The organism is Limimaricola cinnabarinus (assembly GCF_047631075.1).
GTDB classification, from domain to species: Bacteria; Pseudomonadota; Alphaproteobacteria; order Rhodobacterales; family Rhodobacteraceae; genus Limimaricola; species Limimaricola cinnabarinus.
The window spans coordinates 1-21,130 of record NZ_JBLHYX010000033.1 but is presented as its reverse complement, the minus strand read 5'-3'; the positions used below and the strand labels follow the sequence as shown (position 1 = coordinate 21,130).

Genomic DNA, 21,130 nt, shown 5'->3' with positions numbered 1-21,130 from the left:
CGCCGGGCGCTTGAGCAATTTGAAGGCTCCACGCCAGGCGCGCTTGCCCGAAACGACCAGTCCAACTACCAATCTCAAACCCGCAAACTCTCGTTATGACCGAGGGACCGGCGGGGAGCAGGTCAGACGTAGTCGCAGTTCCGGCAGCAGCGGGCTGTCGCCCTGGCGGCTCAAGGTGAACCCCGACCGCGCGCGCATCCCCGGTGCCCGCGCCCATGGCAACATGCATCTTCCATCGCCTCCGGCATGACGGCCCATGCTTGCGGACCTGCTACTCGCCATCACCGCGGAACTTGATGCCAGTGCTGTCGACGAGCAGGTTCAGGAGCTGTCCTGACGCAAGTTAGGGGACCTGAAGTGAGATCCGCGCCTGCCGGCGGCACAGCGTCGGACCTGTCTTGATCGCAGCCTCCGAGAAGGTCTCGAGCGGCAATGCTGCGCAAATCAGCCCCGACCGCCAGACCGCCGAAATCCGGATCCGTATCGCCATCATGAACCGCTTCTCGCCCCTCGGGCGGGCCGAAGTAGAAGCCGTTCGCTGAAGAAAGGCACGAAAGGGTGCAGTCTCACTCGGAGCTGATTTGCGCAGTATTTCCCAGAAACAGAGAAATGAATCTTCGGTGCCTAATCCAATTGGTTAGCTCGGCAGCAGATTAACGAATCGTCCTTCGAGTGCTAGCCTTCGCTGGTCGATCTGCGGGACATCTCCAATGAAACCCTTAAATCGCGAGTTCACAAATGTTTAATGATTTGCAAGCGACTTCACTGGCTTCCTCTTTCACCACGCTTCCGAAAGCCAAGATAGGTTTGGGCCGCACCGAGGCCGAGGATCTAACTGTCGCGAAGGGTTTCGCGATCAAATCAAACCCTCACCCTTCCAATGGAGCCTATCTTGAAGCGAAAAGCGGCGAGGCGAGCGCTGGCGGCGTTTTTGAGGGGGGCGCCGGGTATTACGATCTCACGGTCGGATATTTCGACGAAACCGATGGCGTGTCGCATATGGAAGTGGTGGTGAACGGGGCCATTATCGACAGCTTCGAATGGAACGGCACCTTCGGGAACGAGAGGTCGAGCCCTGCCAGCCGGGCGGAGTATCTCGTCGGGGATCTGTGGCTCGCACCGGGCGACCTGATCGAGCTGCGCGGCATGGGCGATGCCGGCGAGCCGCTGCGCACCGATTATATCGATATCGCAGTCGATTCCTCACCGCCGTCCAGCAGTACCTTCGTGATCGAGGCCGAGGAGATGGAGATCATCTCCGGCTTCGAGGTCGTGTCGAACGGCAAGGCCTCGGGAGGCGCATATCTGCAGGACGCGTTCCAAGGCGAGAATGGCCGCCCCGTCGAAGCCCGCGCCGCTTATACATTCGACCGGGCCGGCACCTTCGACATGACGATCGGTTATTTCGACGAGAATGACGGCGTCTCCTCGATGCGGGTCCTGCTGAATGGGCGCGAGGTAGACCGCTTCGATTGGGACAGCAGGTCGGGCGGCGAGCGCGCCAACGAGCATAGCCAGATGGAACGGGTGATTTCGAATCTGACCGTGGCAGCGGGAGATCGTCTCGAACTGGTGGGTCATGGCGATGGCCGGGAGCCGCTGCGCACCGATTTCCTTCGCTTCGAACCTGCCGCCCCCGCGTCCCGCGCGACGCCGGATCTGTGGTACGAGGATGAGGGCGAGGTGATCGTGGCGCTCAATGACGGCACCGGCAGCTTTACCGAGCGTGGCACCGGCATCACGATAGGCGACGCCGATATCCTGTCGGGCGATTTCGACGGCGACGGCGATCTCGATTTCCTGAAGGTGAGCTCGAGCGGCGCCACCACCCCCGGCGAAGCGTCGGGCGAAGTGCAGTTCGACGTCTTTACGACCCTTTACGAGAATGACGGTGCGGGTTTCTTCACCGCCTCCACCAACTCCACCGTTACCCTGACGCAGCCCCTTGTCGATTTTTTCGACTTCGCCTTCAAGGCGCAAGATGCGGCCGACGTGGATGATGACGGCGATATCGACTTCGTCGCCACCGAGGCCTCGGGCCAGTCGATCTTCTTGTTGCAGAACGACGGCGTGGGCAATTTCGGCCCGCTGTCGCGCAGCCCGGCGGACCTGTCGAACGATGGTCAGGCCCTGCTCGGCGACTTCGATGGCAACCCGTTTCTCGACGTGGTGGTGCTCACCGATGCCGACACCGTCGGGGTGGGCATCTTCCTCAATGACGGCACCGGGGCCCTGACCTTCCGGGACAGCCTCTCGCCCGGCGCCGAGAGCTACGGGGACGGCCAAGTCATCGATCTTGACGGCGACGGCGACAACGACGTGGCCTTTGCCGCGAGCGGCGAGGGGCGCGGCATCTGGGCCTTCATCAACGACGGCACCGGGATGCGCGTAGCCACCTTCCCGAACTTCTCCGATGTCGACGAAACCGGCCTGATCGGCTCATTCGAGGCGGGAAATTTCGACGCCGATGCCGGGATCGAAGTGCTGAGCGCCGGGGCGGTCGACCCGAGTTCGGGCATCGCGCCGGGCTTGCGGGTCTTCGACGTGGTGACGACCGGGACCGACACGGAGTTCGTGCTGAAATCCTTCGACCCCACAATCGAAGGGCTCTTGGTAGCACATGGCGATTTCGACCTCGACGGCGACAACGACGCACTCATCGTGCCGCGCGATGCCGCCATGGAGATGACCTTGCTGCTCAATGACGGAGACGCCAACTTCACCTCGGCGGGCGTGGTTATCCCCCCGTTCGACACGTCGGAGTTTTCTTTCGCCCCGATCGTGAGCGTGGCACATATCGATGATGCCGCATTGGTGGCTTAGGATCCGCGATGATGCGTAAATCATCCCCGGGCATGCCTGCCCCCTTTCTTCAGCGAACCGCTTCTCGGCCCTGCCAAGGGCCGAGAAGCGGTTCATGATGGCGATGCGGATATGGATTTCGGCGGTTTGGCAGTTGAGATCTCGTGACATGATCCTCTCGCCGAAGAGCTTCAGGCAGTTCATCCGGACCTCGACCCGACTTCGGACGTGGAAGCCTGCCCGCTTCTTTCCAAGCGTTCGCCCCAGATGCCGAGTCGCCCGCAGGATCTCGTTTCGCGCGATGGCAGCGGGACAGTCTTCTTTCCAGACACGACCGTTGCGTCGGATCGGTATGACGGCATCCGCGCCTCGGTCGATGACGGCACCATGACTCTGGCCGGCTTTCACCTTCCCGGCGGGGGGCTCGGGCAAGTCGACAGGGCGCAGGCGGGATACGCGTTCGAGCAAAGGTGAGATCACGTCGGTCAGCCTCCGGGCAGGCTCACGGCAGTCATCAAGCGATGCGGTCATCGATGACATGCGCGGCTGCGCGCCTCAGGATCGACGCAGGTCGCCGATGTCTTCTGGCAGAACCTCCGCCAGATCCTGCAGGCTGTCGATCAGAAGCTGCAGCGTGTAATGCGGGTTGTGCGCATAGGCGCCGCCGTCCTTCGTGAGGAACTGGTAATTGTAGGCGGCGCGCAGAAGCCGAGGGGTCCAGCTGGCATAGCGGTTGTCGTTCGTCGCTTCTTCGGGATCGGCGCGGCCGTCGCCGTTCGGATCGGCGAAGAAATAGGGGTAGGCCTCTTCGGCATAGGCGATCGGCGTGCCGGCGACCTCCGCACCATAGCGCATGATCGCGGCGAGAAGCCTCTCCCGGATCTGCTGCATCACCATGCCGATGCCCTCGGCGGTATCGCCGTCGCCGTCGTAATCCACGGGCGAAATGCGGATGGCGGACAAATCCTGCACTCCTGCGTGGCAGGTGGTGCAGTCCTCGATCTCGATCGCGGTGTCATGCGGGCCATGACAGCTCGCGCAGTCGCTCAGGCCGGGCACATGGGCGTAGCGCCCGGCATAGCTCTTGCCCTCGTATTCGTAGCCGCCGCCCGCCTCCGCGCCCATCAGCGTCGCCGCCGCGGCGGAGTAATGGATGTTGATGAAGCCCAGATTGGCCGAGACGATATCGTGCTTCATCCCGCCCACCGCCTCCTCGACGCGCGCGCCCGAGGCGCGGCCCTGATGGCAGACGGCGCAGACCGCCGCGCCATTGCCAAGCGATATGGACTGGCCCGAGGGAAAGGGGACCGAGGCCAGCGACGCCGCCGCCGGATCGTGGCAGGCGGTGCATTCGATCACGGTGCCGGTCGGAACGGGGTGATCGATCACGCCCACGGTGGTCATCGGCGAGGCGAGGTAATCGACAAAGCCGGGGGTGGAATGGCAGGTGGCGCAGGCACCGGGGATCTCGCCCTCGTCGTCCCAGTGGCGGAACGCCTCTGACATCGCGTCGGCATGAGACGAGGCGAGCCAGTCCTCGACGATCTGCTCCGGCGTGGGGTCGGGGGCCTCCTGCGCCGAAAGCGTCAGGGCGGACCAGCCGCCAAGAAGCAGGGCGGGCAGCAAAATGACGACGCGGGGCATGGTGTCCCTCCGGTTGGGGATGACCGATGTGACAAAGCCTAGGGCAGGGCGCGCCGTTCGCCCTTGATCTGGATCAAGGCGGCAGCACACGTGCCGGTCGATTGATGGGGCAAGGCCCCGATCAGGAGACAGGCATGATCGCCTTTCGCAAGCCCCATGCCGCGACCACGACTGCTGCCGACGTGGAGCCGGCCCAGACTGGCGCCGTGGCCCTTCTGGCCCGCGATCTGCCGGGGTTGCGGCTCGTGGCCTGCGTGGCGGAGGGCGCGCAGGTCGATGTCGGAACGCCGCTGCTTCGGGATCGGGACAGGGCCGAGATCCGCGTCGTGTCGCCCACACCCGGCCGGGTCGCGCGGATCGACACGGGATATGGCCGCCGGATCGAACGGATCGTGATCGAGACGCGGGGCGCGCCGTCATGGACCGCCCCGGCGATGCCGGGGGAGGATTTGTGCGAAACGCTGCTGGCGCAGGGGCTCTGGCCGGAATTCCGGACCCGCCCCTTCGGCCGCGTGCCCGAGCCCGGGGCCCAGCCGGATGCGGTCCTCGTCGATGCGCTTGGGGGGAGTGTGCGGCCGGGGTTCGGGCGGCGCGAGAACAGCCAAAGGCTCTGGATCGGGGCCTTTCGGCCTTGCGCGAGCTTACGCGGGGGGAGGTCGTGCTTTGCCAAGAGGGAGGCGCTGCGCTGACGACGCCGGTCGAGGGGCTTCACGTGAAAGTCGGCCCCGGCGGCATGGGCGCGCAGCTGCGGCGCTGGCACAGCGTCGCGCGCGGCGGCGAAGTCTGGACCGTCGATTGCCAGGCGGTGATCGCGATCGGGCGTCTTCTGGAAGCGCATGTGCTCGACCTGTCGAGGTTGATTGAAATCGCACTCGATGGGGGCGCGGGGCGGCTGCTGCGCAGCGTCACCGGCGCCGATCTCGACGAGATCCTCGGGGAAAGGGCGAGGGGGGGCGCGCCCATGCCCTCGTGGGCGGCAGCCCATATGAGAGCCGCCGCTGGCTCGGGCGTTTCGAAACGCGCGTGGCATGGCCCGCGACCGGCGCGGCCCTTGCCGAGGCCTCCGCGTTTGGCCCGATCGTTCCGACCCCGGCGCTATGCGCCACCCTGCCCGCAGGGATCAGGGCGATCCCGCTGTTGCGGGCGCTGAGCATCGGCGATGCCGACGCCGCCCGCAGGCTCGGGTGTCTCGACCTGATCGAGGAGGACATGCGCGCCGCCACGATGATCTGCGCCAGCGGGTCGGATTACAGCGCGCTGCTGCGCCGCGTGCTGGACGAGCTGGAGGCGGAGAGATGATCCGGGAAGCGCTCCTCGATCTCAGGGCACAGGCGGCGCAACGCTGCGGGATCTTTCGCCTCATGGCCCTCGTGCCGCCGATGCTGGCGCATCTGGCGGTCACCGGCGCGGCCTCTGTCGCCGCTCTTGTCGTGGTGGCCTCGGTGGCACTCGGCTGGTCGTTCCTGTTTGTGGAATTGCGGCGCCGGGGGCCGCTTTGGTCCGGGCTGGTCCCGGCGCTGCTTCTGGTCCTTCTCGCCCCGCCCGAAGCGGCGCTGTGGCAACTGGCGCTGGCCCTGTCGCTGGCGCTGGTGATGGGAGAGCTGATCTTCGGCGGCGCGGGCTTCGGGTTCCTGAGCACCGGGGCGCTGGCGCTGGCGTTCCTGACCTTCTCATTCCCGGGGCTCGCCCTCGGGGCGCCCGGACCCGCGGTGCTTTGGGCGGCGCTGCCGGGGGGCGGGCTCTTGCTGCTGTCGGGGCTGGCGCCTTGGCGCGTGGTGCTGGCCGGTGGCGCGGGGTTCGCAGGCTTCGCCGCCATGTTCTGGAGCCTGTCGCCGGGTCTCATCGGGCCGATGCTGTACGCTCTCGTCTTTCTCGCCGCCGATCCCTTCGGCGCGCCGGTCACCGCGCCGGGGCATTGGATCTTCGGCCTGCTCGCGGGCGGGCTGACGGCGGTGCTCTGCGACCCGGTGCTGCCAGGGCTCGATGTGGGGGCCGTGGTCTTCGCGGTGGTGCTGGCCGGGATCTTCGCGCCGCTGATCGACGCGGGCGTGATCGCAGGGGACGCGCTGCGGGCGCGGCTGCGCCATGGATAAGCCGCGCGGCCCCTGGGCGCGGTTCCTCGCCCGCCCCAACGAGGACCCGGTGAAGGCGCTCGGCATGGCGGGGCTGATCGCGCTGGCCTCTGCCGTCACCGTCTCCACCGTGGCCACCACGATGCGGCCGCGCCAGATCGCCAATGTCGAAGCGGCGCGGCAGGAGAGGATGCAGGCGATGGTGCAGGCCTTGCCGGGTCTGCGCGCGGTGATGGAGGAGCTGGGGGTCACCGAACTTGAGACCCGTCTGGTCGATCTCACCACCGGGCGGATGCTGGCGGAGGCGCAGGGCCATGACCCCGAGACGGCGGCGCGCGATCCCGAGACCAGCATCGCCCTGCCCGAAGAGGCCGACATCGCCGGGCTGGAGCGGCGCGAGGCGCAGGCGCTGGTGCATCTTCTTGAGCGCGACGGCGCGGTGATGCTCGTGGTGCTGCCGGTGCGCGGCGCGGGGTATCAATCGACCATCAGCGCACTTCTGGCGCTCGAGCCCGATCTCAACACCATCGCGGCACTGACCGTGACCGAACAGGCCGAGACGCCGGGCCTCGGCGCCCGGATCGAAACCGAGGCGTGGCAGGCGCTCTGGCCCGGACGGCAGATCGCCGACGAGACGGGCGCGATCCGCATCGACGTGGTGCGCGGACAAGCCAGCACGCCTTACGAGGTCGACGGTATCTCAGGGGCCACGCGCACCGGCAACGGTGTCGCCGACATGATCCGCTTCTGGATGGGGCCGTGGGGCTATGGCCCGTTTCTCGACCGGCTGGGGCAGGAGGGGCTGGGATGATGCGCCTGCCGCGCCCCCTTACCGATCCGCTGCTCCGGGCCAACCCGGTGACGCTGCGGATTTTGGGCATATGCTCGGCGCTGGCGGTGACGACCTCGCTGGTGACGGCGTTGACCATGTGCGCGGCGCTGATCTTCGTGCTCTGCGCGGCCTCCGGGCTGATCAGCGCGATCCGGCGGCACATCCCGCAATCGATCCGGCTCATTTTGCAGATCACCATCATCGCCACGCTGGTGATCCTGATCGACGAGGTGCTGCGCGCCTATGCCTTCGAGATAAGCCAGCGATTGTCGATCTTCGTCGGGCTGATCGTCACCAACTGCATCGTGCTGGGCCGGGCCGAAAGCTTTGCCATGCATCACCCCGTCTGGCCCTCGGTGCTCGACGGTCTGGGCAACGCGCTCGGCTACAGCCTCGTGCTGGTGATCGTGGCGACGATCCGCGAGCTTCTGGGCGCGGGCACGCTGTTGGGCATTTCGATCCTGCCGACCGTGGCGGAAGGCGGCTGGTTCGTGCCCCTGGGCCTGATGCAGCTCGCGCCTTCGGCCTTCTTCATCATCGGGCTGCTGATCTGGGCGATCCGCGCCGCGCGGCCCGAGCAGGCCGAACACCCCGACCATAGCCTCATCAGCCTTGATACGAAGGCCACGCCATGACCGACATTCTCATCGCCGCAATCTTCACCGACAACCTCGCGCTGTCGTTCTTTCTGGGCATCTGCACCTTTCTCGCCGTGTCGCAGCGCCTGTCGACGGCGCTGGGGCTCGGCTTGTCGGTGATCGTGGTGCAGTCCATCAGCGTGCCGGTCAACGCGCTGATCCACCGATACCTGCTCGCCCCCGGTGCCTTGGGCTGGGCCGGTCTGCCCGAGGTCGATCTGAGCTTTCTGCGGATCATCGTCTTCATCGGCGTGATCGCCGCGATGGTGCAGCTTCTGGAGCTCGTGCTCGACCGCTTCGTGCCCGCGCTGCACCGGGCCTTGGGCGTCTTTCTGCCGCTGATCACCGTGAACTGCGCGATCCTCGGCGGCAGCCTGTTCATGGTCGAGCGGCGCTATGATCTTGGCGAGTCCATCGCCTGGGGCGTCGGCAGCGGCGCGGGCTGGGCGCTGGCCATCGCAGCCTTCGCCGCGATCCGCGAGCGGCTGCGCTATTCGGACATGCCGCGGGGGCTGCAGGGGCTGGGCTCGGCCTTCATCGTCACCGGGCTTATGTCGCTTGGCTTTTCGGGCTTCGGGGGGCTGGCGCGATGACGCAGGCGCTTTTGGGCATCGTGCTGCTGACCGGGATCGTGCTGATGCTGAGCGCGGCACTTTTGCTGGCGCGGCGGCTCTTGGTGCCCGACCGCGCGATCGCGGTCGCGGTGAACGGCGGCGCGGGCTTCGAGAGCCGTTTCGGCACGAGGCTTCTGGAGGCGCTGGCCGAGAACGGCATTCTGCTTCCGGCGGCCTGCGGCGGGGCGGGCACCTGCGGGCTGTGCCGGGTGCGCGTGACGCAAGGAAGCCCCGTGGCCCTGCCTGCCGAAACGGCGCTGCTGTCGCGCACGGAGCGCCGGTCTGGCCTGCATCTGGCCTGCCAGCTTGTGCTGCGCGAGCCGATCGCCGTCGAGGTGGCCGAGGCGCTGCTGACGGCGCAGAGCTTTGCGTGCGAGGTGGTGGAGGCGCGGTCGCTGACGCCGCTGATCCGCGAGATCGTGCTGAAGGCCCCCTCCGGCGTCGCCGAAGGGATCGAGGCCGGGGCCTTCGTGCAGGTCACCGCGCCGCCTTATGAGCTGGAGTTCGCGGCGATCGCCGTGCCGGAACGGTTCGAGCGCGCCTGGGTGCCCCTGCGCCGCCTGCGCGTCGCCTCGCACGAGCCAGTGAGCCGCGCCTATTCCATCGCCAGCACGCCCGCCGATCTCGCGGCGGGGCGGATCGTCCTGCTCATCCGCCTCGCCGGGCCGCCACCCGATCGGCCGGGCGTGCCACCGGGCATCGTATCGTCATGGCTGTTCCAGCTTGTGCCGGGCGACAGGGTGTCGGCGGCCGGGCCCTTCGGCAGCTTTCGCGCGCAGGACAATGCGCGCGAGATGGTGCTGATCGGCGGCGGTGTCGGCATGGCGCCGCTGCGGGCCATTGTCCACGACCAGCTCGATGCGCGCGGCACCGGGCGAAAGATCGGCTTCTGGTACGGCGCGCGCAGCCGCGAGGACCTGCTTCATGCGGGGGAGTTCGAGGAGCTTGCGGCGCGCCATTCCAATTTCCGCTGGACGGTGGCGCTCTCCGAGCCCCGGCCCGGGGACGACTGGGAGGGGCCGGTGGGCTTTGTCCATGCGGTGCTGCGCGAAGGTTTCCTGCGCGATCATCCGAGCCCCGAGGAGTGCGAATATTACCTTTGCGGCCCGCCATTGATGATCGCGGCCGTGATGTCGGCGCTAAGGGAGGCAGGCGTGCCGCAGGAACGCATCTTTTTCGACGATTTCGGGAGCTGAGCCATGTGGATAGGGCGCAGGGATTTTCTGGCCGGAGCGGGGGCGGCGCTGCTTGCCGGTCCTGCCCGGGCCGGGGCGACGACAGTGGGCGGTCCCGCCTTCGGCAGCTATTGGCGCTGCGTCCTGCCCGCCGGGGCGCAGCGGGAGGCAGTGGCGCATCTTGCGACCGGTCTCATCGCCGATCTCGAAGCCGAACTGTCGCCATGGCGCGACGACAGCGCGCTTTCAGGCGTCAACCGGGCAGGCGCGGGGGACTGGCGACCGGTGGGCGCGGCGACGCTGGCCTGCCTGTCGGAGGCCGAGGCAGTGCGGTCGCTCACCGAAGGGGGCTTCGACGGGCGCGTCGGGCCGCTGGTGGCGCGCCACGGATTTGGCCGGATCGAGGGCGCGCTGGCCGGGGAGGGGCGGTTCGAGCTGAGGGGCGGAGCCGTGCGCAAGAGCCACGCCGGTCTAACCTTCGACCCCTGCGGGCTGGCCAAAGGCCACGCGCTCGATCTTCTGGTAGCGGGTCTCGCCGCCTTGGGCCTCTCCCATGCGCTGGTTGAGATCGGCGGCGAGGTCGCGACGCTGGGCCGTCACCCCTCGGGCCGGGCGTGGCGCCTCGCGATCGAGCGGGCGGACGCACCACGGGGGACGGCGCTGCGCATGGTGCGCCCGTGCAGCCTGGCGCTGGCAACCTCGGCCCATGCGCCGCAGGGCCTGCGCGGGCGGGTGGAAACGAGCCATGTGATCGACCCGCGACAGGGGCGTCCGGCGGCGCAGGGGCTGGCGCAGGTTTCGGTTCTGGCGTCCACCGGCCTGCGCGCGGATGCGCTGGCCACGGGGCTGCTCGCGCTGGGGCCGCATGACGGCCCGCGCATCGCGCGTGCGGCGGGCATCGCGGCGCTCTTTGTGCATCCGGGCGGCGCGGAGCGCATGACCGGGGGCCTTGCGGCCCATCTCATCGCCTGAAAGGAGCCGCGCATGATCACGATTCTCGTCGTCTTTCTTCTTATCGCGCTGTCGATGGCGGGCCTGGGCCTCGGGCTGATGTTCGGGCGCGGACCGCCGCAGGGCGGCTGCGGCACGCCTTGCGCGGGGTGTCGCAACCCCTGCGCGCGGAAGGGCGCGCGATGAGACCGTTGCCGCGCATCGAGGACGTCATGACGCGCAAGGTCGTATCGGTCACGCTCGAGACGGATCTGCTGCGCGCCATGCATCTTCTCTTGTATCACTTCATTTCCGGCATGCCCGTCGTCGATGCGCAGGGCCGGCTCGTCGGCATGCTATCTCAAAAGGACTGCCTGCGCGACGCGCTTCATGCCGGATACCACGCGGGACAGGGCGGCCTCGTGGGCGATGCGATGCGTGCGCCGGTGGAATGCCTGATGCCCGATCTCGACATCCTCTCCGCGGCCGAGCGCTTTCTGAGCGGCCCCTACCGCCGGTTTCCGGTGATGGAGGGATCGAGAATTGCGGGAATTCTGAGCCGCAGCGACCTCTTGCGCGCGCTGGCCGCCGCAAGAGAGGCTTCCGGTTGAAGCCCCGGGACGCAAGCTCGTATCATCGGGGCTGGGGTCATCGGCCCTTCGGTGGTATCGTCGTTGCATCCCTTCAAGGAGATCCGCTATGACCCCGAGATTGGATCTGCGCTGCGCCGATTGCGGCATCCGGCACCGTGCCGTCTGCGCGCGCTGCGACGAGACCGAGCTGGCACGGCTCGAGGAGGTCAAGTTCTACCGCACCTATGAGGCCGGGCAGAAGATCGTCTGGGCCGGTGACGATCTGAGCTTCGTGGCTTCGGTCGTCTCGGGCATCGCCACCATGGCGCAGACGCTCGAGGACGGGCGGGTGCAGATGGTGGGGCTTTTGCTGCCGTCGGACTTCATCGGACGTCCCGGTCGGACCTCCACGCCCTATGACATCACGGCCGCCAGCGACGTGACCCTGTGCTGTTTTCGCCGTGCGCCGTTCGAACGGCTGCTCGCGGACATGCCGCATGTCGCGGGGCGGCTTCTGGAGATGACGCTCGACGAGTTGGACGCGGCGCGCGAATGGATGATGGTGCTGGGCCGCAAGACCGCGCGTGAGCGCATCGCGAGCCTGCTGGTGTCGGTCGCGCGGCGCGAGGCAAGCTTCGATCTCGCGACCCGGACCCGCGACATCCGGCTCGACCTGCCGCTGACGCGCGAGGCGATGTCGGAGTATCTTGGCCTCACCATCGAGACGGTGAGCCGCCAGATCAGCCAGCTTGGGCGCGAAGGGGTGATCGAACTCGACGGCAAGCGCAAAATCGTGATTCCCGATCTCGACCGGCTGGGGGCCGAGACTGGTGACGAGGCCATGGCGGGCTGAACCAGTCGAGCGGGGCCCCGGACGGGTCACGGAACTCATTGACAGATGCGGAGCATTTTGACCTGATCGAAGGCAGAGTCGCCTTGTTTCGAGGAGGACCGAGGATGAACCCCGATGCCGCAACCGCCCGCCGTGCCCTGATCCGGGCCTACCGCGCCTATCTCGAGGCCGAGGAGGATCTGGAGCGGGCGCTCGACGACGCCGCCGCCTTCGTGCCCGAACTGCGCCGCCACGGGCTGCGACCGATCGGCGCGCCCGGGTCGCGCATCCGCCGATTGACCGAAACCCGTAGCCATTCGGTCGAAGTGCTCGACGTCATGCGCGACAAGCATCGGCGCGCCGTGATCCGCTTGGCGACTGAAAAAGAGGGCACGCCGCCTCGCGCGCTGCGCTAGCCATCCCGGCGCGTCCCGGCCCCCTCGCGCGAGGCCGGGGGTCGCAGGTCATCGCGCGAGGATCAGCGGCAGGCGCGCGTCGGTCAGCATCTCGCGCGTGGTGCCGCCGAACAGCTGCTCGCGCAGGCGCGAATGGCCATACGCGCCCATCACCACCGCCTCGGCGCCGGTGTCCATCGCGTGGCGGCGCAGCACCTCCGAATTGCGGAACCGGCTGCGCGCCAGCACCGAGACCTCGACCGCCACGCCGTTGCGGGCGAGAAACAGCGCGACGTCGCCGCCGGGATCGGAGCGAGCGCCGACCTGCACTTCGGGATCGACGATCACCACGTCGACAAGTCGCGCACGCCGCAGCATCGGCAGCGCGGCCCGCGCCGCCACCATCGCCTCGCGGCTGCCATCCCAAGCCAGCATGAGGCGCCCCGGACATGGCGCGATCTCGGCACCGCCATCGGGGACGACGATGACCGGCAGCCCGCCTGCAAATAGCGACGCCTCCAGCACCGCGACCTGGAGCGGGCGCGCCTCGGGGCCATAGGGGGCCGTGGCGACGACGCGGTCGGCAAAGCGGGCGATCTCTCCGACGTTCCGGCCGATCATCCCTTCAGGCACATGATGGCGGTGCAACTGCACATTGCCGCGATGGGCGGGGATGAGCGAGCGCAGCTCGTGCTCCAGTTCCTCGGCGCGCGCGACGGCGCTTTCGGTGTCGGGCATGGTCAGCATCAGGGCCGGTCCCGCCATGTAGGCGTCGGCCGGCGTATCGATGCCGAGGCAGTGGATGTCGAGATGCGCCTCCTGGATCTCGGTCAGTGCGAGCGCGGTGACGATCGCGCCGCGATCGAGCGCGGCGTCGGTGGCCAAGACGGCGACGGTTCCATGGGACATGGGGGTCTCTCCCTTCGAGTTTGCGACTTGAGGGTGGCAGGGCCGCAGGAGGCGCGCCTTGATCCCGATCAATCTCGGCGGTGCTTGCGCTTGATCCAGATCAAGGTGGCCGCGGCGCGGGCACCGCAGAGAGAAGACAAGGGCCGATCAAGGCCCGCATAGAGGCGATGCGAGGAGCGGAAGATGAACCGGAACATCAAGGCGGCGGCGTTGTCGGCGGCGTCGGCCCTCGGGGCCTGCGCCATGCCCGGCCCCGAGCCCGAACTGCTCACGGGCCGCGCGCTCTTCCTGCAGAATTGCGCGTCCTGCCATGGTGCGGATGGCCGGGGCGACGGCCCGATGGCCGCGGGCCTGCCGCGCCCGCCCGCCTATCTGACGCGTCTGCGCGCGGAGGGCGAGCCGTTCCCGACGGTGCATGTGATGTCCTATATCAACGGTTATTTCCGGCAGGACGATCCGGGGCAGGTGATGCCGGAGTTCAGCGGGGTCTTCACCGGTCCGACCCTGCATGTCGATACCGGCGACGGCCTCCTCACCCCCACGCCGCAGCCCCTCGTCGCGCTCTCGGAGTATCTCGCGACGCTGCAGGAGGGATGATCCAGATCAAGGCGTGGGCCGTGCGGATCGGGCAGTCTCGATATCGCGATGACAGGGACATGAGAGGGGTAGGGCCATGACATTCACACCGCTGTTGCAACGCGTGGCGCTGGCCAAGTCGCTCGGGTTGCTGTTCGGCCTGCTGGCCCCGGCGCTGCTGACATCGGCGTCGGCCTCCGAGCTCATGCTGGTCTGGGGGATCGTGCTCTGGGCCGTGGTGCTCGGGGCGCTGGTCGGGTTGATCGGCGCGTTCGACCGGGTGCCGCCATTCGGCTTCCGGCTGCCCGTCGGCCTTCGTGGCGGCTGGGTCGGGCTTTGGATGGGGGTGCTCTTGCTGCTCGTCGCGCGGGATGGCCTCGCCACCCTCTGGGCCCGGTCGGAATGGCTGCCGCAGCCGGGGCCTGGGGTCTGGTGGATCGTGATCGAAGCGACGCTGATCGGCGCTTTGATCGACCTTGCCGTCTCCGCCGTGACCGACCCGGTAGGACGGCGCGGCACGGGCCATACCCGGCCCGGCCAGTGAACATCGCGCAAAGGGAGACGGCACATGCTCCGCATGCTCATGACAAGCGATCTGTCCGACCGCAGCGGCCTCGCGCTCGATCGGGCGCGAAGTCTGGCCGCGGCGCTCGGGATGGATCTCAAGATCCTGCACGTCGTGGACGACACGCTGCCGAGCCATGTCGCACAGGAGGCGGCGCAATCGGCGCATGAAATGCTGACCCGTGAGGCGAGCGGCGCGGGGAAGGTGGAGGTCGCCTTCGGCCATCCATGGCGCCGCGTGGTCGAGCGGACCGCGCAGGGGCGCTTCGATCTCATGGTGATGGGCGCGCATCGCGACCAGGGCATTGTCGATCTGTTTCGCAGCAGCGTATTGCACCGCTGCGTGCAGATGTCGGAGACGCCAGTACTGGTGGTCTCGAACCGGCCCGTCGCTGACTATGGCAAGGTCATGGTCGGCGCCAGCTTTGCGCGGCGCGAGGCGGAGACGGCGCTGCTCGCCTTGAAGCTCGCGGGTGGGGCGCCGGTGCGGATCGTACATGCCTACCGTGTGCCCTTCGGCGGCCTGGGCCACCGCATGGACGAGACCGGCGACATCACCAAGCGCGACCGCGACGAGATCGAGGCGCCGATGCTGTTCCAGTTGGAGGAGATGCGGCGATGGCTGGAGGCGGAGAGCGTCGAGGCCGACTGCGCGCTGCTCGAGGGGCGGACCACGTCCGCGCTGATCGCGGCGGTGGCGCAGGAGGGGATCGACCTCTTGGCGATTGGTCGCCACGGCGCCGAGGGTCACGCGCCGATGACCATGGGCCGTGTCGCGTCGGAATTGCTGAGCTGTCTGCCCTGCGACCTGCTGGTACATCCGGGGCGCTTCCCGCGCGAAGATTGAACGCGCGGCGGGATCAGCCCCGCGGGGCCGTTCGGCCGCGCCAGCCTCGGCGCAACAGCTTCTCGGCCTCCAGCAGCACCAGAAGCGCGACCCCCAGACCGAGGATCAGCGCCCCGTCGGCGGGCGTCACAGGCCGCGTGTCGAACAGCGCCTGCAGCGGCGGGGCGTAGGTGAAGAGCGCCTGCGCGGCCATGGCCAAGGCGATGCCGAGCAGCACGGCGCGCGTGCCGAGGAGCCCCCGCGCGGTGATCGAGGTCATGTGCAGGTAGCGCACCGAGAACAGATAGAAGATCTCAAGCACCACCAGCAGGTTGACCGAGAGGGTTCGCGCATAGGCGAGCGTCTCGCCGCGCGCCATGACCCAGGCCGTCGCTCCGAAAACCGCCAGCCCGAACAGCGCCGAGACCAGCACCACCCGCCAGATCATCTCGCCGTCGAGCAGCGCCGCGCCGGGCGCGCGGGGCGGGCGGTCCATGACGCCCGGCTCGGCGGGCTCGAAGGCCAGCGTCAGCCCAAGCGCCACCGCCGTGACCATGTTGATCCAAAGGATCTGGATCGGCGTGATCGGCAGCGGCAGTCCGATCAGGATCGCGAGGATGATCACCAGCGCCTCGCCGCCATTGGTCGGCAGGTTCCAGGCGATGACCTTGCGGATGTTGTCGTGAATGGTGCGCCCCTCGCGCACGGCGGCGACGATGGAGGCGAAGTTGTCGTCGGCGAGCACCACCCGTGCCGCCTCCTTTGCGGCCTCGGTGCCCTTGATGCCCATGGCGATGCCGACATCGGCGCGCTTGAGCGCGGGCGCGTCGTTCACCCCGTCGCCGGTCATCGCCACGACCTCGCCCCCGGCCTGCAGCGCCTCGACCAGCCGCAGCTTGTGCTCGGGCGAGCTGCGCGCGAAGACAGTCGTCGTGCCGATGCGGCGGCGCAGCTCGGCCTCGTCCATCGCCTCGATCTGCTGGCCGGTGAGGGGCGGCGGGGACGTCTCAAGCCCCAGCTCGGCCGCGACGGCGTGGGCGGTGAGCGCATGGTCGCCGGTGATCATCCTGACCGCGATGCCGGCGCGGCGGCAATCGGCCACGGCCGAAATCGCCTCGGGCCGGGCCGGGTCGATGAAGCCTGCAATGCCTAGCAATGTCAGGTCGCGGATGTCGTCTGGTGCCAGCGTGGCCCGATCCGCAGGTGTTGTGGCGAAGGCCAGAACCCGGTGGCCCGTCGCGGCGAGCTCTTCGATCCGCGCCGCCCATGCCGCGCGGTCGATGGGTTCGGGCGATTTCGCGCCGATCTGGCGGTTGCACTGCGCGAGGAGCTGATCCGGCGCGCCCTTCACATAGACCTGCCGTCCCTCCGGGCCGTCATTCAGCGTCGCCATGTAGCGATAGGCGGCGTCGAAGGGAATCTCGTACAGGCGCGCATGGCGCTGGCGTTCGGCCTCGGGATCGAGGCCCGCCTTGCGCGCCAGCGCCAGCAGCGCGCCCTCCATCGGGTCGCCCACGGCCTGCCAGCCGGCAGCATTTTCGACGAGATGCGCGTCATTGCACAGCATCCCGGCCCGGATCAGCGGCAGGGCGGCCCCGGCATCGCCCGTGATCTGGCCGCGCGGCGCGTAGCCGGTGCCGCCGATGTCCAGTGGCGGCGCGGCGGGGTCGGTCGCGACGCGCCGCACCACCATTTCGTTCATGGTGAGCGTGCCGGTCTTGTCGGTGCAGATCACCGTCACCGCCCTCAGCGTCTCGACCGCCGGAAGGCGGCGCACGATGGCATGGCGCGCGGCCATGCCGCTGCACCCCGAGCGCCAGCGTGATGGTGAGCACGGCGGGCAGCCCTTCGGGGATGGCGGAGACGGCCAGGCCGACCATGGCGAGAAAGGCGTCACCCGGCCCGTAGCCGCCCAGCGTGACGGCATAGGCGAAGACGACGAGGCAGACGGCGAGGATGACGAAGGTCAACTGGCGCGCGAAGCGGTCGATCTGGCGCAACAGCGGCGTGGTGCCGGGCTCCACCGCGCCCAGCATCGTCCCGATGCGCCCGATTTCGGTGGCGGGCCCGGTGGCGACCGCGACGCCGACGCCGCGCCCGGCGGCGATGAGCGTGCCGGAAAAGGCCATCGGGCGGCGGTCGCCGAGCGGGGCGTCCCGCGCGACCTTCGGGATGTCCTTGTCGACGGCGACCGACTCTCCGGTCAGCGCCGCCTCCTGCGCCCTGAGGCCGCGCGCCTCGATCAGCCGCAGATCCGCCGGCACCCGGTCGCCCGGCTCGATCAGCACGATATCGCCGGGCACGAGGTCGTCCGCCGGGATGCGGGAACGCGCTCCGTCTCGGCGCACCGAGGCCTCGTTCGGCAGCATCGAGCGCACCGCCGCGAGAGCGGTCTCGGCGCGGCCCTCCTGCCACAGGCCGATGGCGGCGTTGAGCAGGACAACCGCGAAGATCACGCTTGAATCCGCCCAATGCCCCAGAGCCGCCGTGCCAAGACCCGCCGCGATCAGCACCTGGATCAGAAGGTTGGCGAACTGACCTCTGAGGCGGACCAGCACACCCCGCGGCGGCGGCTCCGGCAGGCGGTTTGGCCCGTATTGCGCCCGCCGCGCCGCAGCCTCCTCGGTGCTCAGCCCATTGGGGGTAACGCCAAACGCCGCAAGGGCATGCTCGCCCTTCTGCGCATGCCAGCCCATGGCCGGGGTTCTGTCGTCCAAGGTCATGATGCTCGCTGCGTCTGCCCCGCCTCGCCGCAAGCTAGCATGCGCCGGGCGGTGGCGTCGCCTGCCGCATGGCCATGGGTCGCCTGCTTGCCGTGTTTTGCCAAGGGATTCGGCCCGTTTGAGGCAGATCAAGGCATCCGCCGCCTCGGGGGGCTTTCCTGAGCATGCCGTTCCGCGCCTCCGATCGTCGCGCCGGTCCATGAAAGGGCACCGGCGTTACCTCCCGGATGCGAGAGTTGTCGTCACCGAGGATCCGCCATGCGCCCCATTCTCACAATCACCCTGAACCCGGCGCTCGATCTCTCGACCGAGACCGGGATTCTCGTTCCTGACCACAAGCTGCGCTGCACGACGCCGCGGCTCGATCCGGGTGGTGGCGGGATCAACGTGTCGCGCGCGATCGCCCGTCTTGGCGGCACGTCGACCGCCTTGGTGGCGCTCGGTGGGGCCACCGGCGAGACAATTGCCGGGCTTCTGGCTCAGGAAGGCATCCGTGTCGTGGCGCTGCCGGTCGAGGGGCTGACCCGACAATCGATTGCCGTCATCGAGCGTGACACGAAACGGCAATACAGATTCATCCTGCCCGGTCCCGACTGGCGACCGGAGACGACGGAGCACCTGTTCGACCAGCTGGAGCGCCGTATCGAGGCGGGTCATCTGGTGGTGTTGTCGGGCAGCCTGCCCCCTGGCTTCGATCCGGCCACGATCGACCGGCTGCGCGAGGAGCTGCGGCCATGCGGGCGGACCTGTTGCTCGACACCTCCGGTCCGGCGCTCATCCGCATGGTGCGCGATCACGATGGGGTGCCGTTTCACCTCATCCGGATGGATGGGGACGAGGCCGAAGAGCTCTCGGGGAAACGGTTCGCGACGCCGCCTGACCTCGTCGCCTTCGGTCGAACCTTGCTGCGCGCCGGGGTGGCCGAGCGTCTCCTGGTGGCACTGGGCAAGCAGGGCACGGCCGGGGTCTTGGCCGAGGGGGCCTGTTTCTGCACAGCTCCAAAGGTCGAGGCGGTCAGCGTGGTCGGGGCGGGGGACAGCCTGATGGGCGCCATCGTCCGGGCCCTGTCGGGCGGCGCGTCGTTCAAGCAGGCCGTTCGGGCGGGCACCGCCGCCGCCGCCGCCGCCGTGACCACCCCCGCGACGCAGCTTTGCGACAGCGCCTTGGCGCGAAAGCTGGTGGCGGAGGTAAGGGTCATGGATCTGGATTGAAGCGTTGCGGAGCAGAGGGGACTGAAGGCCCTTGGTCGGCCTCGGTTGCAGGTCCGCCCCGTCGGATCACCGGCCGGGCGCGGCAGAGAGGCGGTCGGCGCGATCAGGAACGATTGCAAGTGGCTCGGGGCAGGCGCGATACGTCAGGCCCCGCGGAACAAGGATCCGACCATATAGGCGATGGCAGCCGCGACCGCGCCGATGGCAAATGTTTCGAGACCGGATCGCCACCATGCGCTCAGCGACCAGCGGCTCTTGAGTGCGCCGATCACGAAAAAGACGGCACCGGTCGCTGCGATGGACAGGCGGAACGCCGGCTCCAGCCCCAGAGCGTAGGGCAACAGCGGGATCAGACCTGCCGCGAGAAACGCCACGAAAGTGGCGAGGGCCGACCGGATCGGGGCGGGCGGGCGCGGGTTCAAGCCGTATTCATCGCTCAGCATAAGCTCGACCCATGCCGTCTTGTTGCCGGAGATGGCACCCACAGCCTCGTCGAGCACCGCGCCGTCGAGCCCCTTGGCGTGGAGGATCTACTCTGCCCCCTGAAAACGCGACCGTCTGAAACTGGAGTTTTCGGCTAAGCTTTCCTGGCTGGGAGAGGAGCTGAGAACGATGAAGGCATCGAAGTTCACTGAGGCGCAGAAGGCGTTCATTCTGAAGCAGGGAGAGGCGGGCACGCCGGTGGCGGAGATCTGCCGCAAGGCTGGGATCAGCCAGGCGACCTACTTCAATTGGAAGAAGCGCTATGGCGGGTTGCTGCCCGACGAGATGCGGCGGCTGAAGGCTCTTGAGGACGAGAACGGGCGACTGAAGAAGATCGTCGCCGATCTGACCTTGGACCGGGAAATGTTGCAGGACGTCATCCGCCGAAAGCTCTGAAGCCTGGCCGTTTGCGCGAGCTCGTCACCGGGATGTGCGTCGATTGGGGCGTATCGATCAGGAAGGCCTGTGGGGCCATCTGCTTCGATACCTCCACCGACCACTACAAGTCCCGGCGGACGGACCAGGCTGCCGTCGAAAGGCGGATCAAGGAGATCTGCGAAACGCGGGTGCGCTACGGCTACCGGCGTGTCCATGTGCTGCTGCGCCGGGAAGGCTGGGTGATCAACATGAAGAAGACCCGTAGGATTTACAACGAGTTGGGCCTTCAGCTGCGCAACAAGCACCCCAAGCGCCGGGTGAAGGCCAAGCTGCGCGAGGACCGGCAGGAGGCGTCCGGGCCGAACGAGGTCTGGGCGATGGATTTTGTCCATGACCAGCTGGCCACCGCCCGCAAGCTGCGTATTCTGACCATCGTCGACACCCATTCGCGCTACTGCCCGGCCATCGATCCGAGGTTCACCTATCGCAGCGAAGACGTGGTGCAGACGCTGGAACGGGTCTGTCGCCAGACGGGCTATCCGAAGAGCATACGCGTCGACAACGTCCTATGAAGGGAGGCTGTGCGGGTTTCAGGTCGCAATTGTTGGTCACCGGCGCGTGCCGATGATGGATGAATGCTGAGCCAGGCGGCTTCCGCCGGTCACGTCCGTCAAGGCAGAGGTCTCTGCCATAGCAAACACAGGGTCCAGTCGTTGGCCCTCACCGTCCTGAAGACGAGATCCCAAACCCAGGCGGAAGACCCGAACATTATCTACGAGGTCGCTGTTGCGCTTCCACGGCCCTGACAGAGAGGGGTCCTTCCGCCTGGGTAGATGGGATGGTTGCCGCCCTCCCCCGACGGCATCGCAATGTGCCAAGGTCGTGGTGTTCAACGCCACGCAGCGAGGAGGACGGCGAGATGAAGGATACGATGATCGGAGTGGACCTGGCAAA

The 21,130-nt window shown here is 68.0% G+C and carries 22 protein-coding genes and 6 pseudogenes; 21 read left to right on the top strand and 7 right to left on the bottom strand.

Translation table 11 applies throughout. The features are described from left to right. Window positions 1-135: 135 nt before the first annotated feature. A pseudogene (locus ACJASC_RS16840) lies at window positions 136-388 on the bottom strand (transposase); the annotation flags it as partial. 10 nt (window positions 389-398) lie between these two features. On the opposite strand from ACJASC_RS16840, the gene ACJASC_RS16835 reads away from it, so the two are divergent. Further along, window positions 399-542 (top strand): hypothetical protein, encoded by a 144-nt coding sequence (locus tag ACJASC_RS16835; protein WP_415147028.1) that lies wholly within the window; start codon window positions 399-401, stop codon window positions 540-542. A gap of 457 nt (window positions 543-999) precedes the next feature. Then, complete coding sequence (locus ACJASC_RS16830) at window positions 1,000-2,823, top strand: FG-GAP-like repeat-containing protein (protein WP_415147026.1); 1,824 nt, start codon at window positions 1,000-1,002, stop codon at window positions 2,821-2,823. A gap of 63 nt (window positions 2,824-2,886) precedes the next feature. Here ACJASC_RS16830 and ACJASC_RS16825 read toward each other — a convergent pair. Continuing rightward, window positions 2,887-3,192: pseudogene (locus ACJASC_RS16825) on the bottom strand (IS5/IS1182 family transposase); the annotation flags it as partial. A gap of 165 nt (window positions 3,193-3,357) precedes the next feature. After that, window positions 3,358-4,446 (bottom strand): cytochrome c3 family protein, encoded by a 1,089-nt coding sequence (locus tag ACJASC_RS16820; protein WP_415147024.1) that lies wholly within the window; start codon window positions 4,444-4,446, stop codon window positions 3,358-3,360. A gap of 134 nt (window positions 4,447-4,580) precedes the next feature. Here ACJASC_RS16820 and ACJASC_RS16815 point away from each other — a divergent pair, with 134 nt between their 5' ends. The 13 genes and pseudogenes from ACJASC_RS16815 to ACJASC_RS16755 all read left to right on the top strand — a co-directional run bounded on the left by ACJASC_RS16815 (window position 4,581) and on the right by ACJASC_RS16755 (window position 12,527). Further along, window positions 4,581-5,135 (top strand): hypothetical protein, encoded by a 555-nt coding sequence (locus ACJASC_RS16815; protein ID WP_415147023.1) that lies wholly within the window; start codon window positions 4,581-4,583, stop codon window positions 5,133-5,135. Beyond that, window positions 5,078-5,218 (top strand): annotated as a pseudogene (locus ACJASC_RS16810) (hypothetical protein); the annotation flags it as partial. The gene ACJASC_RS16815 and the pseudogene ACJASC_RS16810, both read left to right, overlap by 58 nt. A gap of 197 nt (window positions 5,219-5,415) precedes the next feature. Beyond that, the gene (locus tag ACJASC_RS16805) at window positions 5,416-5,745 is read left to right on the top strand and encodes a hypothetical protein (RefSeq protein WP_415147027.1); all 330 of its coding nucleotides are present in this window, start codon (window positions 5,416-5,418) and stop codon (window positions 5,743-5,745) included. Then, window positions 5,742-6,539 carry an RnfABCDGE type electron transport complex subunit D gene (locus ACJASC_RS16800; RefSeq protein WP_415147022.1) on the top strand — a complete coding sequence of 266 codons (798 nt, stop codon included), beginning with the start codon at window positions 5,742-5,744 and terminating at the stop codon, window positions 6,537-6,539. Before ACJASC_RS16805 ends, ACJASC_RS16800 begins: the two co-directional genes overlap by 4 nt. After that, entirely contained in the window at window positions 6,532-7,329 is a 798-nt protein-coding gene (nqrC, locus tag ACJASC_RS16795) for an NADH:ubiquinone reductase (Na(+)-transporting) subunit C (protein WP_415147021.1), read from the top strand. Before ACJASC_RS16800 ends, nqrC begins: the two co-directional genes overlap by 8 nt. Beyond that, window positions 7,326-7,985 (top strand): NADH:ubiquinone reductase (Na(+)-transporting) subunit D, encoded by a 660-nt coding sequence (locus tag ACJASC_RS16790; RefSeq protein WP_415147020.1) that lies wholly within the window; start codon window positions 7,326-7,328, stop codon window positions 7,983-7,985. Before nqrC ends, ACJASC_RS16790 begins: the two co-directional genes overlap by 4 nt. After that, entirely contained in the window at window positions 7,982-8,581 is a 600-nt protein-coding gene (gene nqrE / locus ACJASC_RS16785) for an NADH:ubiquinone reductase (Na(+)-transporting) subunit E (protein ID WP_415147019.1), read from the top strand. The genes ACJASC_RS16790 and nqrE overlap by 4 nt, the downstream gene beginning before the upstream one ends. After that, window positions 8,578-9,798, top strand: a complete 1,221-nt coding sequence (nqrF, locus tag ACJASC_RS16780) for an NADH:ubiquinone reductase (Na(+)-transporting) subunit F (RefSeq protein WP_415147018.1) — start codon at window positions 8,578-8,580, stop codon at window positions 9,796-9,798. Before nqrE ends, nqrF begins: the two co-directional genes overlap by 4 nt. Before the next feature lie 3 nt (window positions 9,799-9,801). Next, on the top strand, window positions 9,802-10,749 hold the full coding sequence (locus tag ACJASC_RS16775; protein WP_415147017.1) for an FAD:protein FMN transferase: 948 nt from the start codon (window positions 9,802-9,804) through the stop codon (window positions 10,747-10,749). 12 nt (window positions 10,750-10,761) lie between these two features. Beyond that, entirely contained in the window at window positions 10,762-10,914 is a 153-nt protein-coding gene (locus tag ACJASC_RS16770; RefSeq protein ID WP_415147016.1) for a hypothetical protein, read from the top strand. Then, complete coding sequence (locus tag ACJASC_RS16765) at window positions 10,911-11,318, top strand: CBS domain-containing protein (protein ID WP_415147015.1); 408 nt, start codon at window positions 10,911-10,913, stop codon at window positions 11,316-11,318. Before ACJASC_RS16770 ends, ACJASC_RS16765 begins: the two co-directional genes overlap by 4 nt. Before the next feature lie 88 nt (window positions 11,319-11,406). Beyond that, window positions 11,407-12,132 carry a transcriptional regulator FnrL gene (fnrL, locus tag ACJASC_RS16760; RefSeq protein ID WP_415147014.1) on the top strand — a complete coding sequence of 242 codons (726 nt, stop codon included), beginning with the start codon at window positions 11,407-11,409 and terminating at the stop codon, window positions 12,130-12,132. A gap of 104 nt (window positions 12,133-12,236) precedes the next feature. After that, the gene (locus ACJASC_RS16755; protein WP_415147013.1) at window positions 12,237-12,527 is read left to right on the top strand and encodes a hypothetical protein; all 291 of its coding nucleotides are present in this window, start codon (window positions 12,237-12,239) and stop codon (window positions 12,525-12,527) included. 48 nt (window positions 12,528-12,575) lie between these two features. Here ACJASC_RS16755 and ACJASC_RS16750 read toward each other — a convergent pair whose 3' ends face one another. Continuing rightward, window positions 12,576-13,415 carry a universal stress protein gene (locus tag ACJASC_RS16750; RefSeq protein ID WP_415147012.1) on the bottom strand — a complete coding sequence of 280 codons (840 nt, stop codon included), beginning with the start codon at window positions 13,413-13,415 and terminating at the stop codon, window positions 12,576-12,578. A gap of 183 nt (window positions 13,416-13,598) precedes the next feature. On the opposite strand from ACJASC_RS16750, the gene ACJASC_RS16745 reads away from it, so the two are divergent. From ACJASC_RS16745 to ACJASC_RS16735, 3 genes are all read left to right on the top strand, one after another. Next, window positions 13,599-14,012, top strand: coding sequence for a c-type cytochrome (locus ACJASC_RS16745; RefSeq protein ID WP_415147011.1), 414 nt, complete (start codon window positions 13,599-13,601; stop codon window positions 14,010-14,012). Window positions 14,013-14,088: 76 nt separating this feature from the next. After that, window positions 14,089-14,535, top strand: coding sequence for a hypothetical protein (locus tag ACJASC_RS16740; protein ID WP_415147010.1), 447 nt, complete (start codon window positions 14,089-14,091; stop codon window positions 14,533-14,535). A 24-nt stretch (window positions 14,536-14,559) separates the two neighbouring features. Further along, window positions 14,560-15,402 carry a universal stress protein gene (locus tag ACJASC_RS16735; RefSeq protein ID WP_415147009.1) on the top strand — a complete coding sequence of 281 codons (843 nt, stop codon included), beginning with the start codon at window positions 14,560-14,562 and terminating at the stop codon, window positions 15,400-15,402. 13 nt (window positions 15,403-15,415) lie between these two features. On the opposite strand, the gene ACJASC_RS16730 is transcribed toward ACJASC_RS16735, so the two are convergent. Continuing rightward, entirely contained in the window at window positions 15,416-17,179 is a 1,764-nt protein-coding gene (locus tag ACJASC_RS16730) for an HAD-IC family P-type ATPase (RefSeq protein WP_415147008.1), read from the bottom strand. Between the two features lie 58 nt (window positions 17,180-17,237). Further along, window positions 17,238-18,077: pseudogene (locus ACJASC_RS16725) on the bottom strand (P-type ATPase actuator domain-containing protein); the annotation flags it as partial. Window positions 18,078-18,362: 285 nt separating this feature from the next. Here ACJASC_RS16725 and ACJASC_RS16720 point away from each other — a divergent pair. After that, a pseudogene (locus ACJASC_RS16720) lies at window positions 18,363-18,764 on the top strand (PfkB family carbohydrate kinase); the annotation flags it as partial. 74 nt (window positions 18,765-18,838) lie between these two features. Continuing rightward, a complete protein-coding gene (locus ACJASC_RS16715) occupies window positions 18,839-19,315 on the top strand; it encodes a PfkB family carbohydrate kinase (RefSeq protein WP_415147007.1) in 477 nt (158 codons plus the stop codon). A 143-nt stretch (window positions 19,316-19,458) separates the two neighbouring features. Here ACJASC_RS16715 and ACJASC_RS16710 read toward each other — a convergent pair whose 3' ends face one another. Further along, window positions 19,459-19,845 (bottom strand): VIT1/CCC1 transporter family protein, encoded by a 387-nt coding sequence (locus ACJASC_RS16710; RefSeq protein WP_415147025.1) that lies wholly within the window; start codon window positions 19,843-19,845, stop codon window positions 19,459-19,461. An 82-nt stretch (window positions 19,846-19,927) separates the two neighbouring features. Between ACJASC_RS16710 and ACJASC_RS16705 the strand changes: the two are divergent. Next, window positions 19,928-20,736 (top strand): annotated as a pseudogene (locus ACJASC_RS16705) (IS3 family transposase); the annotation flags it as partial. Between the last annotated feature and the right edge of the window lie 394 nt (window positions 20,737-21,130).

Excerpts from the sequence above, each read along its gene's own strand:
- ACJASC_RS16745 (WP_415147011.1), top strand. The coding sequence starts at position 13,599 with ATGAACCGGAACATCAAGGCGGCGGCGTTGTCGGCGGCGTCGGCCCTC.
- ACJASC_RS16775 (WP_415147017.1), top strand. The coding sequence starts at position 9,802 with ATGTGGATAGGGCGCAGGGATTTTCTGGCCGGAGCGGGGGCGGCGCTG.
- ACJASC_RS16750 (WP_415147012.1), bottom strand. The coding sequence starts at position 13,415 with ATGTCCCATGGAACCGTCGCCGTCTTGGCCACCGACGCCGCGCTCGAT.
- ACJASC_RS16755 (WP_415147013.1), top strand. The coding sequence starts at position 12,237 with ATGAACCCCGATGCCGCAACCGCCCGCCGTGCCCTGATCCGGGCCTAC.
- ACJASC_RS16820 (WP_415147024.1), bottom strand. The coding sequence starts at position 4,446 with ATGCCCCGCGTCGTCATTTTGCTGCCCGCCCTGCTTCTTGGCGGCTGG.
- ACJASC_RS16770 (WP_415147016.1), top strand. The coding sequence starts at position 10,762 with ATGATCACGATTCTCGTCGTCTTTCTTCTTATCGCGCTGTCGATGGCG.
- ACJASC_RS16740 (WP_415147010.1), top strand. The coding sequence starts at position 14,089 with ATGACATTCACACCGCTGTTGCAACGCGTGGCGCTGGCCAAGTCGCTC.
- ACJASC_RS16765 (WP_415147015.1), top strand. The coding sequence starts at position 10,911 with ATGAGACCGTTGCCGCGCATCGAGGACGTCATGACGCGCAAGGTCGTA.
- nqrE (WP_415147019.1), top strand. The coding sequence starts at position 7,982 with ATGACCGACATTCTCATCGCCGCAATCTTCACCGACAACCTCGCGCTG.
- ACJASC_RS16735 (WP_415147009.1), top strand. The coding sequence starts at position 14,560 with ATGCTCCGCATGCTCATGACAAGCGATCTGTCCGACCGCAGCGGCCTC.
- nqrF (WP_415147018.1), top strand. The coding sequence starts at position 8,578 with ATGACGCAGGCGCTTTTGGGCATCGTGCTGCTGACCGGGATCGTGCTG.
- ACJASC_RS16800 (WP_415147022.1), top strand. The coding sequence starts at position 5,742 with ATGATCCGGGAAGCGCTCCTCGATCTCAGGGCACAGGCGGCGCAACGC.
- fnrL (WP_415147014.1), top strand. The coding sequence starts at position 11,407 with ATGACCCCGAGATTGGATCTGCGCTGCGCCGATTGCGGCATCCGGCAC.
- ACJASC_RS16830 (WP_415147026.1), top strand. The coding sequence starts at position 1,000 with ATGGAAGTGGTGGTGAACGGGGCCATTATCGACAGCTTCGAATGGAAC.
- ACJASC_RS16715 (WP_415147007.1), top strand. The coding sequence starts at position 18,839 with ATGCGGGCGGACCTGTTGCTCGACACCTCCGGTCCGGCGCTCATCCGC.
- ACJASC_RS16730 (WP_415147008.1), bottom strand. The coding sequence starts at position 17,179 with ATGGCCGCGCGCCATGCCATCGTGCGCCGCCTTCCGGCGGTCGAGACG.
- nqrC (WP_415147021.1), top strand. The coding sequence starts at position 6,532 with ATGGATAAGCCGCGCGGCCCCTGGGCGCGGTTCCTCGCCCGCCCCAAC.
- ACJASC_RS16790 (WP_415147020.1), top strand. The coding sequence starts at position 7,326 with ATGATGCGCCTGCCGCGCCCCCTTACCGATCCGCTGCTCCGGGCCAAC.
- ACJASC_RS16815 (WP_415147023.1), top strand. The coding sequence starts at position 4,581 with ATGATCGCCTTTCGCAAGCCCCATGCCGCGACCACGACTGCTGCCGAC.